Annotated in this window: 11 protein-coding genes; 2 read left to right on the forward strand and 9 right to left on the reverse strand. The window is 34.6% G+C overall.

The window, feature by feature from the left end:
- The first annotated feature begins 138 nt into the window (after positions 1-138).
- Positions 139-1,032 (forward strand): gliding motility-associated ABC transporter ATP-binding subunit GldA, encoded by an 894-nt coding sequence (gene gldA, locus P7122_RS08025; RefSeq protein WP_278005272.1) that lies wholly within the window; start codon positions 139-141, stop codon positions 1,030-1,032.
- Between the two features lie 69 nt (positions 1,033-1,101).
- Positions 1,102-1,536 (forward strand): hypothetical protein, encoded by a 435-nt coding sequence (locus tag P7122_RS08030; RefSeq protein WP_278005273.1) that lies wholly within the window; start codon positions 1,102-1,104, stop codon positions 1,534-1,536.
- 58 nt (positions 1,537-1,594) lie between these two features.
- On the opposite strand, the gene P7122_RS08035 is transcribed toward P7122_RS08030, so the two are convergent.
- From P7122_RS08035 to P7122_RS08075, 9 genes are all read right to left on the reverse strand, one after another.
- Positions 1,595-2,338 carry a head GIN domain-containing protein gene (locus tag P7122_RS08035; protein ID WP_278005274.1) on the reverse strand — a complete coding sequence of 248 codons (744 nt, stop codon included), beginning with the start codon at positions 2,336-2,338 and terminating at the stop codon, positions 1,595-1,597.
- A gap of 38 nt (positions 2,339-2,376) precedes the next feature.
- Positions 2,377-3,471: an acyloxyacyl hydrolase gene (locus tag P7122_RS08040; RefSeq protein WP_437130087.1), complete on the reverse strand. Its 1,095-nt coding sequence runs from the start codon at positions 3,469-3,471 to the stop codon at positions 2,377-2,379.
- 250 nt (positions 3,472-3,721) lie between these two features.
- Entirely contained in the window at positions 3,722-4,675 is a 954-nt protein-coding gene (gene metF / locus P7122_RS08045) for a methylenetetrahydrofolate reductase [NAD(P)H] (RefSeq protein WP_278005276.1), read from the reverse strand.
- Positions 4,676-4,756: 81 nt separating this feature from the next.
- On the reverse strand, positions 4,757-7,444 hold the full coding sequence (metH, locus tag P7122_RS08050; RefSeq protein WP_278005277.1) for a methionine synthase: 2,688 nt from the start codon (positions 7,442-7,444) through the stop codon (positions 4,757-4,759).
- 3 nt (positions 7,445-7,447) lie between these two features.
- On the reverse strand, positions 7,448-8,461 hold the full coding sequence (locus tag P7122_RS08055) for a homocysteine S-methyltransferase family protein (RefSeq protein WP_270005445.1): 1,014 nt from the start codon (positions 8,459-8,461) through the stop codon (positions 7,448-7,450).
- Positions 8,461-9,642 (reverse strand): trans-sulfuration enzyme family protein, encoded by a 1,182-nt coding sequence (locus P7122_RS08060; protein ID WP_278005278.1) that lies wholly within the window; start codon positions 9,640-9,642, stop codon positions 8,461-8,463. The genes P7122_RS08055 and P7122_RS08060 overlap by 1 nt, the downstream gene beginning before the upstream one ends.
- Positions 9,635-10,717, reverse strand: coding sequence for a homoserine dehydrogenase family protein (locus P7122_RS08065; RefSeq protein ID WP_278005279.1), 1,083 nt, complete (start codon positions 10,715-10,717; stop codon positions 9,635-9,637). The genes P7122_RS08060 and P7122_RS08065 overlap by 8 nt, the downstream gene beginning before the upstream one ends.
- A complete protein-coding gene (locus P7122_RS08070) occupies positions 10,680-11,696 on the reverse strand; it encodes an alpha/beta fold hydrolase (protein WP_278005280.1) in 1,017 nt (338 codons plus the stop codon). Before P7122_RS08070 ends, P7122_RS08065 begins: the two co-directional genes overlap by 38 nt.
- Positions 11,697-11,792: 96 nt before the next feature.
- Positions 11,793-13,085, reverse strand: a complete 1,293-nt coding sequence (locus P7122_RS08075; RefSeq protein WP_278005281.1) for an O-acetylhomoserine aminocarboxypropyltransferase/cysteine synthase family protein — start codon at positions 13,083-13,085, stop codon at positions 11,793-11,795.
- Positions 13,086-13,115 lie beyond the last annotated feature (30 nt).

Raw genomic sequence — 13,115 nt, forward strand, 5'->3', positions numbered from 1 at the left:
TTGTTACTAAGGTAAATTCGTTAACTTTAATCTTATAATTAATATGATAAAAGAGCGTTATCTTAATTAATTTATAACTAAAATTGTACTACAAACCTGTTTTTTAACGAGGGAAAAGAAATTCAAACATTCTGAATTATGTCTATTGAAGTCCATAATATTTCAAAATTATATAAAGATCAAAAAGCATTAAACAACGTTTCTTTTAAAGTAAAAGATGCCGAAATTGTTGGTTTCCTTGGTCCAAATGGTGCCGGAAAATCAACCATGATGAAGATTCTTACCACGTATATTGAAGCTTCTGAAGGCGATGCTAACGTTAACGGATTTAATGTTTCTAAGGACAAAAAAAGCGTACAGAAAAGTGTGGGTTACTTACCAGAACACAATCCGCTTTACACAGATCTGTATGTAAAAGAGTATTTAAACTTTAATGCCAATGTGTATGACACACCAAAGTCCAGAATTAATGAGGTTATTGAACTTACAGGACTAACACCAGAAGCTCACAAAAAAATAGGGCAACTTTCTAAGGGTTACAGACAACGTGTTGGCCTAGCAAATGCGCTACTACACAATCCTGATGTTTTAATTTTAGATGAACCAACAACAGGCTTAGACCCAAACCAACTGGTAGATATTAGAAACCTTATAAAAACTATTGGCAAAGAAAAAACCGTATTCCTCTCTACACACATTATGCAAGAAGTTGAAGCCATGTGCGATCGCGTTATAATAATCAACAAAGGAGAAGTGGTTGCTGACAAATACCTTAAAGACCTTAGAGAAGGGCAAGAACAGGTTATTATTGTTGAATTTGATTATCGTGTTGAGGATGCTTTTCTATTGCGTTTACCTAAGGTTGCCTCTGTAAAAAACACGTATGAGTTTGTTTACGAAATCACATTTTCAACTAAAGAAGATATGCGTTCTCATGTTTTTGATTTTGCCCACGATAACGAATTGAAAATTCTTCAGCTTAACCAAAAAAATGCAAGTTTAGAAAGTTTGTTTAGGGAATTGACGAGTTAAAGAGAGCCCAACCTGAACTAACTTCCTAAAGAAAATAAATTCAAAGTACTATTCAAAAATCAAATCTAATTGATTAAAAAATTTCTATTAGTTGTTTTTATCATTTTCCTTTCTTGTGAAAGTAAGATAAGTGACAATGAAATTAACAACTTCTGTTATGAGTTTGTTTATGCTATACACTCTAAAGATTCAGAAAAATTAAACTCTATAATCAATAAGGACAAATTGGTTAACAACACAAACGATAAATTAAAAGACAAAAATATTATTGTTGATTATGACGATATTATTACAGGACTTTTTATTGGCCACAATCCGTTAAAATATGGACAAGGGTATCATCAAAAGTTAGATGGTTTTAACATTGAAGATTTACAGATAATAATATTAAAGAATACTACTCATGTTCAAAAAATAAATATAAAATGGAATAACATTTTTAATCATGAACAAGAATCAGTTATCGTAACAGTGGAAAATAAAAAAATAACTTTAATTGAATAAGACACCTATCTGAAAACAAAAATTTCCCACCCTAATATCAAGGAGGATTTAGAGGACACTAATCAAAAAACAACTGACCAGTATAAACACGCTCTACCTCTACAATTGGTGGTTCATTCACAGAAATAAGATCGCCTGTACCTCTTAAAATTCCCGTGAGTGATGCTTGTGGATTTACAACCATATCATTACTACCTCTGTGATTTACTTCTACATTTTGAGCGATTAAATTTTCACCTTCAAAACGTCCAGAACCAGAGAAAAAACCAATAAACAAATTTTCTACTTCACCATTGATATAAAATGATGAAATATTATTTGAAGTTATATTTAAACTCTCTGAATTTATAGACAATCTAAAATCACCAACGGTAAAATCTGTGGCTTCATTAAAATCTTCAGACAGTAATCTTAAACTAGGATAGGTTAACACTCCATTGGATGAAATTTCATACTGCGAAGATGTTCTTATTTCTGTAAGATTTGGCGCTTCTACATAAATCTTTGTAATGCCATAATCTCTTACATAATTACAATTATTATCATCCATAAGCACTAATCTATCGCCAATAACCTCAGCCTTTACATCATTGATTAAGTTTTCACCTGTTTCAATAGTAACTTTATATTCTGGTGCTTCAGTGATGATTAACGTTATATCTCTATTCACTAAGATTCTTTCAAAACCAACAACATCAACATCTTGTTGCACTATAGTTCCTGATGTTTGAAAGCAATCATTAGCGTCTTCGCTGTTGCAAGCAAAAACTAGAAAAACCAATAAATAAACTATTTTCTTCATATCTAAAATAGATTCCTGCCTTCGTAGGAATGACAAATTTATAATCTTACTCCAATTCCAAATTCAACAGCTTCTGCTTTAGCACCATGAGATTTCAAGGTTACAGCTCCAAAGAATTTCTTACCAAAATAGCGTTTTAAACCAATTCTTAAGTACATTCTTCCTTCAAAATCGTAAGGATAATACACATAGTAACCAACTTGAGATTCTACAGACATTTTATTGATAAACAACTCATGACCCACAAACAATCCTACTCGTTTATAATCTTCTTCTCCTGTAACATCTAATTCAGGAAAAGAAACCGATTGATAATAAATAAGTTCTTTTAAAAAGTTAGAAAAGAACACCTCTGCACCTAACTGAATAGCACTAACATTGCTCAATCGTTTATCTGCATAAGCCGACAAAATATAAAAAGGATACTGTCCGCTCCCAATAACATCACTTTGGTTTATACCGCTTCTAAAAGCGATATTGTATTTAATACGTTCTGTGATTTTTTCATCGGTAAGATCATCTCTATACTCCACAGTTTCTTCATCTAAATTATAGGTAAGACCCAAGCTTAAAGACACCGTATTAACACTTGTGTTTGGTGCTTTTACATTAGCATTAGAATTATGCAATAAAGACAAACCTCCTTGCAAACCAAACCTATTAAAAATACGTTCTTTCTTATAATTAAGCATTAGGTAAGTAGAGCTGAGTATATGAGAACCAAATGCTACGTTTTTGTGATTATCTATCTTATGATACGGATTGGTATTATAGGCAAAACCTTGCCCAATCCTAAACATAAGATTGCGCTTAAAAAAGTAGAAATTATAATGCGCATAAAGCCCAAAAATTTCACCAAGCACATCATTCTTTAAATCTTGATAAATAAAGGAAGCACCATAGTCTGGATAATTAAAACGTTGTTGCCAGGCTTCCTCTCCAAAGGTTTTTTTGTTCCAACTTAGAATTACACCTTCAGGATGGCCTTTAATAAGATGAAGGATATCGTTGTTATGAAGTGCTATATTTCCAGAGAAATAATTAACATCTAAGTAGGAGTTTGAGTTATCCTTTTCTTGAGAAAACATCAATAGCCCAAACAAAACTGTAAAACTTGTAAGCCAGTACTTCATATTCATATGGTTACTGGCAAAAGTAACAGAATATTTAATTTAAAAACAACGTTGCTACTAAAGATAACAGTGTTATTGCCATTAACTTCAATGCAAAACCGAGTTCTAATCTATACTTTTTCATGAGATTTGGTTTTGGTGCAAATTTCTGTAATATCGTACTTATGAAGCTTAGCAATACAGCAACAAAAGGTTAAGAAATTATTATTCAATTACAGAAATGTTATCCCAATGTAAGTAAAGAGATTTATTAAAATACCGCTTTGGCAATCGCTTTAATATTATCACTTTTTCCCATAGAATAGTAATGTAAAACAGGTACGCCAGCGTTTTGTAACTCTTTAGATTGTTGTATAGCCCATTCTACACCAACTTGTCTTACTTGCTCGTTAGTGCTACAATTATCAATTGCATCTATTAAATCTTCTGGCAAGTCTATTTTAAACACTTGTGGTAACAACTGTAAATGGCGTTTTACTGCAATAGGTTTTATACCGGGAATTATAGGCACATTTATACCTTCTTGTTTTGCAGCGTCTACAAACTCAAAATACTTTTTATTATCAAAAAACATTTGTGTAACTACGTAATCTGCGCCAGCATCTACTTTTTCTTTAAGACGTTTTAAATCGGTTTTTAAAGATGGTGCTTCAATATGTTTTTCTGGATATCCAGCAACGCCAATACAAAAATCTGCTTTATCATCAACCTCGATAACATCATGAAGATATTTACCTTTATTCAAGTTCTGAATTTGCCCTACCAAATCTTTAGCAAATTGATGTCCGCCTTTGCAAGCCTCAAAATACTGCTGATGTTTCATCGCATCGCCACGCAACGCCATTACATTTTCAATCCCTAAATAATGACAATCTACAAGCAAGTATTCGGTTTCTTCTTTTGTAAATCCGCCACACAATACATGCGGAACCGTATCTACATCGTACTTATGTTTTATCGCTGCACAAATACCAACCGTTCCTGGTCGCATACGTGTAATTTTTCGGTCCAAAAGCCCTTCTTTCTCGATATAAACATACTCTTCTCTAGACGTTGTTACATCAATAAAAGGCGGTTTAAATTCCATTAAAGGATCAATATTATTATACAATTGTTGTATGCTGTTACCTTTTTTTGGCGGAATAATTTCAAACGAAAACAAAGTTTTTCCGTTAGCGTTTTTTATGTGTTCTGTTACTTTCATCCCCCTGAATCCCCAAAGGGGACTTTTTTAAATATTAATATAATTTTTTAAACTGTTGAGAGCTCTTTCCCTTTGGGAAGGCTAGGATGGGCTCAAATTTGGATTTAACCATTTTGCAGCGTCTTCTTTGCTAATACCTCTTCGTTTGGCGTAATCGTCTAATTGATCTTCGGTAATTTTTCCTAATCCAAAATATTTAGCTTCTGGATTTGCAAAATAATAACCGCTAACACTTGCTGCTGGCCACATCGCAAGACTTTCGGTTAGTTTTACACCAATAGTTTCTTCGACTTTTAAAATTTCCCAAATGGTTTGTTTCTCTAAATGATCTGGACAGGCTGGATAACCTGGCGCAGGACGAATACCTTTGTAACTTTCGGCAATTAAATCTTCGTTGGTTAAGTTTTCTTCAGAAACGTAATTCCAATGTTTGGTTCTTACTTCTTTGTGTAAATATTCTGCGAAAGCTTCAGCTAATCTATCGGCTAACGCTTTTATCATTATGGAATTATAATCGTCGTGATTCTCTTCAAATTCTTTTGCTAATTGCTCAGTTCCAAAACCTGTAGTTACGCAAAAACAACCGATGTAATCTTGAATTCCTGTGTCTTTAGGCGCGATAAAATCGGCTAATGCAAAGTTTGGAACGCCTTCTCGTTTTTTGAGTTGCTGACGCAGTGTTAGGAATTGGTGTTTGGTGTTTGGTGTTTGGTTTTCAACCGTTACTTCAATATCATCATCATTTACAGTATTTGCAGGAAATAATCCAAAAACCGCTTTGGCTTTCAATAGCTTTTCATCAAACACTTTTTGAAGTAAGACTTTAGCGTCTTTAAACAATTCGGTTGCTTGTTTACCAACAATATCGTCGGTTAAGATATCTGGATATTTTCCGTGTAAATCCCAACTTCTAAAAAATGGCGACCAATCGATATAATCTTCTAAAATCGTAATATCAAAATCTTGAATATCTTGTATTCCTAATTGTTTTGGTTTTACAATGTCGGTTGTCTTCCAATCGATTTTAAACTTTCGTTCACGCGCTTCTTCAATAGTCACATATTCTTTTTGTTTACCACGTTTTAGAAACTGCTCACGGAATTTTTCATATTCCTCACGAATTTGTTCTTTGTAAACATTATTGTCTTTCTGCAACAGATTTCCAACAACCGTTACAGCTCTAGACGCATCGTTAACGTGCACTACAGTATTAGAATAATGTGGTGCAATTTTTACCGCAGAATGCGCTCTAGATGTTGTTGCGCCACCAATTAACAACGGAATATTAAATCCTTGTTTTTCCATTTCTTGCGAAACGTAAACCATCTCGTCTAACGATGGTGTAATTAAACCGCTTAATCCAATAACATCGACGTTTTCCTTTTTGGCAGTTTCAATGATTTTTTCTGGCGGAACCATAACGCCTAAATCCACGATCTCGTAATTATTACAACCCAAAACAACACTCACAATATTTTTACCAATATCGTGCACATCGCCTTTTACAGTTGCCATTAAAATTTTACCGTTTGAACGTTGCGAATCGTCTTTTTCTGCTTCAATATAAGGCTGTAAATAAGCAACTGCTTTTTTCATCACACGTGCCGATTTTACCACTTGAGGCAAAAACATTTTTCCGCTTCCAAACAAATCGCCAACTACATTCATTCCGGTCATTAAGTGACCTTCGATTACTTGAATAGGTTTGTTTACCGCTTGTCTTGCTTCTTCTACATCTTCAACAATAAAGGCATCAATACCTTTTACTAAAGCGTGCGTAATACGGTCTTGCAAAGGTTCGCTTCGCCATTCTTGTACCTTTGCTACATCGTCTTTTTTCTGCCCTTTTACGGTTTCGGCAAATTCTAGTAAACGTTCGGTTGCATCGTCTCGTTTATCAAAAAGTACATCTTCAACGTGTTCTAATAAATCCTTCGGAATTTCGTCATACACTTCCAACATTGTTGGGTTTACGATTCCCATATTCATTCCGTGTTGAATCGCGTGATATAAAAATGCTGCGTTAATAGCTTCACGCACAACGTTGTTTCCTCTAAAAGAAAATGACACGTTACTTACGCCACCAGAAACGCTGGCATAAGGTAGATTTTCTTTAATCCATTTTGTAGCATTAAAAAAGTCCAAAGCATTTAAACGATGCTCTTCCATTCCGGTTGCTACAGGAAAAATATTAGGATCGAAAATGATGTCTTCTGGTGGAAAATGAACTTGATTTACCAAAATATCGTAAGAGCGTTTACAGATTTCTATCCTGCGCTCGTAGGTATCGGCTTGCCCATCTTCATCAAACGCCATAACAATCACAGCTGCACCATAACGTTTAATAAGTTTTGCGTGATGAATAAAAGTCGCTTCGCCTTCTTTTAAACTGATAGAATTTACAACCGATTTACCTTGTACGACTTGCAAACCTGCTTCGATAATGTCCCATTTTGAGCTATCGATCATTATGGGTAATCGTGCAATATCTGGCTCTGATGCGATAAGATTTAAGAAGGTTACCATTGCGTGTTTTCCGTCAAGCATACCTTCATCCATATTGACATCTATGATTTGCGCGCCACCTTCCACTTGGTCTCTCGCAACATCTAATGCTTCGGCATAGTTTTCTTCTTTTATTAATCGTAAAAATTTACGCGAACCTGTAACGTTAGTGCGCTCGCCAACGTTTATAAAATTACTTTCTGGCGTTATTATTAATGGTTCTAGACCTGATAATTTTAGATATCGGTTTTTGTTCTCTTTCATACATTAAAAGTTCTCGACTGCGCTCGAACCGACAGTTCTAGGTTTATATTTTGAAGCAACTTCGGCAATTGCTTTTATGTGTTCTGGTGTTGTACCGCAACAACCACCAATGATGTTTATTAAATCATCTTTTAGATAGTTTTCTATAAGCTGCTGCATTTGTTTGGCAGTTTGGTCGTACTCGCCAAATGCATTTGGTAACCCTGCGTTTGGATGTGCTGATGTATAAAAATCGGTTTCGTGAGATAAACGTTTTAAATACGGTTGTAATTGGTCTGCACCAAGTGCGCAATTAAAACCAACACTTAACAACGGAATATGTGATATTGAAATTAAAAATGCTTCTACAGTTTGACCAGATAATGTTCTACCAGAAGCATCAGTAATGGTTCCTGATACCATAACCGGAATGTCAATATTACGTTCTTCCTTAACTTCTTGAATAGCGAATAATGCTGCTTTGGCATTTAGTGTGTCGAAAATAGTTTCGACTAACAAAATATCACTTCCGCCATCAATTAAAGCTTCGACTTGTTGTTTGTAAGCAATGCGTAATTCATCAAAGGTTACTGCGCGATATTCTGGTCTGTTTACATCTGGACTTAAACTTGCGGTACGGTTTGTTGGACCGATACTTCCTGCCACAAAACGTGGTTTTTCAGGATTGGCTTTTGTAAATTCTTCTGCAACTTGTTTTGCGATTTTAGCCGATTCAAAATTTAACTCGTAGACCAAATCTTCCATATGGTAATCTGCCATACCAATGGTTGTTCCAGAGAAGGTATTGGTTTCTACTATATCTGCACCAGCTTCAAAATACTTTCTATGTACTTCGGCAATAGCTTCTGGTTGTGTTAGCGATAATAAATCATTATTTCCTTTTAATGGATGTTTAAAATCTTTGAATCTTGAACCACGAAAATCGTCTTCAGTAAAATTATAGCGCTGCAACATGGTTCCCATTGCGCCATCTAAAACTAAAATTCGGTGTTGTAATATTTTGAAAATGTCTGACATTAGTTTAGAGCTTGATTTAGGTCATTAATAATATCTTCAGGATGTTCTAAGCCAACAGAAACACGGATAAGTCCACCTGTGATTCCTGTTTTAAGTCGGTCTTCTTCCGACAGCTTAGCGTGCGTTGTAGAAGCAGGATGCGTAACAATACTTCTAGTATCACCAAGGTTTGCTGACAATGATAAAAGCTGTATTGCGTTGAGAAAATTTCGTCCTGCATCAATGCCGCCTTTTATTTCAAAAGCAACGACATTGCCACCAAGTTTCATTTGGTTCTGAGCCAATTGATACTGAGGATGCGATTTTAGAAATGGATATTTTACGAAATTCACTTTGTCGTGACCTTCTAAAAATTCAGCAATTTTCAAGGCATTATCACAGTGTTTTTCTACTCTAACAGGAAGTGTTTCTAAACTTTTTGATAATATCCAAGCATTGAAAGGCGAAAGCGCAGGACCTGTATTTCTTGAAAATAAATAGATTTTTTGAATAAGTTCTGAACTTCCAACCGTTACACCACCAAGAACTCTACCTTGTCCATCCATCAATTTTGTTGCTGAATGAATGACCAAATGTGCGCCAAATTTAATTGGCTGTTGCAAATATGGTGTTGCAAAACAGTTATCGACTATAAAAATGAGGTTATGTTTTTTGGCTAAATCACCTAATAATGTTAGGTCTAAAATATCAACCGCAGGATTGGTAGGACTTTCGGCATAAAGAATCTTGGTGTTAGGTTGAATTAAACTTTCAATACGGTCTATTTCATTAATTCTAAAATAGCTTGTTGAAATATTCCACTTTGGAAGAATGTTGTTGAATAAGGTTTGTGTAGAACCAAAAATACTTTGACAAGACACAATGTGGTCTCCTGAATCTAACAAAGCTGCAAATGTTGAAAATACAGCAGACATTCCTGTTGCGAAAGCGTAACCGTTTTCTGCTCCTTCCATTCGGCATACTTTATCAACAAATTCTGAGTTGTTAGGATTTGTGTACCTGCTGTAAATGTTTCGCTGTTTTTCATCTGCAAATGAAGCACGCATATCTTCAGCATCTTCAAAAATGTAACTCGATGTTAAATACAATGGATTAGAATGTTCTAAAAATTGTGAACGCTCTATTTGTGTACGGATTGCTTCTGTTTCTATGTGATTTTTGGTTCTTGTTTTATTATGCATTTTTCTTAATTAAAGTATTAGAAAGGCGTAAGATATCTCCAAAAACACCACGAGCAGTTACTTGAGCTCCTGCGCCTGCACCTTGTATAACCAAAGGTTGCGAGTTGTAGGACTCTGTGTAAATTTCAAAAATGGCGTCCGATCCTTTTAACTGTCCTAAAGGTGACGCTTTGGGTTCTGATATTAATTTTACCTCTAAAACATTATTTAGAACATCTAATTGACCAACATAACGCAACACAGACGCTTCTTTCTGTTGAGATTTATTGGCTTCAAAAATGCTATTTAACTCGTGTGAACGCTGTTTAAACTCTTGTAATGTTGTAGCTCCGTTAAGTTGTTTTGGCACAAGAGATTCAATTTTTACATCATTCAATTCTGCATCAGAACCGAGTTCTCTGGCTAAAATCAGTAACTTTCGGGCAACATCTTTTCCTGACAAATCTTCTCTAGGATCTGGCTCTGTTAAACCTTGACTTACCGCATCATTTAATACTTGGTCGAATGGCAAAGATCCTTCTGAAAACTGATTGAAAATATAGCTTAACGAGCCTGAGAATACACCTTTTATTTTTTCAACTTTCTCACCAGACTGATGTAAGTTTTTTATAGTTTCAATAATTGGTAATCCTGCACCAACATTGGTTTCGTAAAGGAAAGTTTTATTGTTTTCATCTAACAATTTCCTTAATTTTTTATAATAATTAAAACTCAATGTGTTAGCTACTTTATTTGCAGAAATGATATGAAAACCATTTTCTATCAACGTCTCGTAATGCGCAATAAAACTCTGGCTAGCTGTAACGTCTATCGCTATAGCATTTTCTACATTTATTGCTTTAAAATGACGAATAATATCTTCTACATTGTAAGGTTCAGAAAAATTTTCAAAATCTACTTCCCATTGCCCACTAATGTCATTTGAAAAAAATGCTAAAGTCGAGTTTGTAATAACTGGTATTTGTATATCTAATCCTTGTTCGGTTAGTAATTTTGACTTGATGTTTTGAATTTGATTTATTAACGTAGAACCTACATTACCAATTCCGAATATGGCAAGATGTATCGTTGTCATGCTTTTTTAATTTTAAATTAAAAACTGGTTTTAATAGCTTAATAAGCTGCTGATACTCTATTAAAAAAGCATCGTGGCCATCATTAGATTTTAGTTCACCTATAGTAACGTTTTCTTTTGCGGATTTTAGCTCTACAAACGTGTTCCAGTTTTCGTCTGATTTAAATAGTAAATCTGAATTAATTGTTATAATATGAATGTGAGAAGCAATATGTTTTGCCACTTCGGTAAACGTGCCTCTACCTTGTGTAATATCGATAGTTTTTAAAATTTGATTCATCATTTTGTAAGCAGACAATTCAAATCTTCCTTCTAATTTTTCGCCATGATGCTCTAACCAAGTTTCGATTTTAAAAGCATCTTTTCGTTGTTTTTCTCTTTTGAATTTTGAAGCAAAAGATTCTGGCGTTCTGTAAAACGTCATAGCATGCAATCTGGCATCAAACAAAGGTTGAGAGGAATGATTTAATATTTCATCTTGAATGAAGCAATTACCAATTACCCAGTCTGTAGATTTCCAGTCTGTAGCTATTGGTATTACATATTCTGCCAAGTTTGGTCGTAATGCTGCCAACTCCCAAGTAATACCGCCTCCAACTGACGCACCAACGATAGCATACAAATCATTAATCTTTAAACGGTTTAATCCTTCAGAAAAAATACGAGCTACATCTCTTGCAGTAAACTCTTTATAATATTCTAGAAAGGATTCTTCTAATCCACCAAAGCCATTACCTGGTACATTAAACGCTAAAACTGTATAAATATCTGTGTCTATGACTTTGTCTTTACCAACAATATCGTTCCACCAGCCATTTTTTCCGGTTATTTGAGAATTTCCGGTTAAAGCATGATTTACCAACACTATTGGGTTGTTTCCTAATGGCTTTCCGAATACCTGATACGACAATCTAAGGCTAATGTTTCTGCCACTGCACAACTCAAAATGATCTATTTCAATAAACTTAAGCACACTCATAATTGTATTTTTATTTCTTCTCTGAAAATTTTTAAATTAAGCTGAGCGAAAGCCTCGTCGCCCAGCTTAATTAAACAACACTAATACAAAAAGAGATTAAGCTAATTGAGGCTTCTTAATTAATTGAAATGCTTCTTTTAAATCGGCTTTTAGATCTTCAACATTCTCAATTCCGACAGACAATCTTATAAGGTCTTTTGTTACTCCTGTGCTTTCTTGCGCCTCATCGCTTAATTGCTGATGCGTTGTACTTGCAGGATGAATGATTAAAGATTTTGTATCACCAATATTGGCTAATAGTGAAAATAATTTTGTTTTATCTGCTATCGTTTTTGCAGATTCAAATCCACCATCAACTCCAAAAGTTACAATTCCACTTTGTCCTTTTGGTAAGTATTTTTTTGCCAGAGCTTTGTATTTACTACTTTCTAAACCAGGATAATTCACCCACGTAACTTCTGGTTGTTCCTGTAACCATTTTGCAAGTTGAAGAGCATTTTCGCTATGCTTTTTTATTCGTAATTCTAAGGTCTCTAAACCTTGAATGATTTGAAATGCATTAAACGGACTTAACGCTCCACCATAATCTCTTAAACCTTCAATTCTAACTTTTGCAATAAATGCAGCTGCCTCTAAAGCTTCGCTATACACCAAACCATGGTAACCAAGTGAAGGCTCTGTAAATTCTGGGAATTTTCCGTTTGTCCAATCAAAAGTACCAGCATCTATAATTACACCTCCAAGTGCAGTTCCATTACCATTGATGTACTTAGTTAACGAATGAATAACGATGTTAGCACCATATTCTATTGGGTTTAACAAATAAGGTGTTGCCACCGTATTATCTACAATTAATGGCACTTTAAATGCTTGTGCCTCTTTTGAAATTGCTTCGATATCTAAAACATCTAACTTCGGATTTCCTAAAGATTCTATAAAGAATGCTCTGGTATTTTCTTGAGCAGCATTTTTAAAGCTTTCTGGATTTGATGGATCTACAAAAGTTGTAGTGATGCCATGTCTTGGCAATGTTACACTCAGCAAATTATAGGTTCCGCCATACAAACTGCTTGATGCTACAATATGATCTCCAGCCTTTAAAAGTGTAAGCAACGATGTTGCTATAGCAGAAGTACCAGATGCTGTTACCACAGCCGCAATACCTCCTTCTAAAGCTGCTAGACGCTGCTCTAAAACATCGTTTGTTGGGTTATTAATTCTGGAATAAATATTCCCAGGCTCTGCTAAAGAAAATAAATTAGCAGCATGATCTGAGTCGTTAAAGATATAAGCTGTAGATTGATAAATAGGAACTGCTCTTGTTCCGCCATTGTTTGTTACATCGTGTCCTGCGTGCAACGCTTGCGTTGCAAATTTTTGTGTACTCATTTTTCTAAGTTTTTGAGTTAATAATGAGTG

The organism is Winogradskyella marincola (assembly GCF_029624125.1).
Lineage (GTDB): Bacteria > Bacteroidota > Bacteroidia > Flavobacteriales > Flavobacteriaceae > Winogradskyella > Winogradskyella marincola.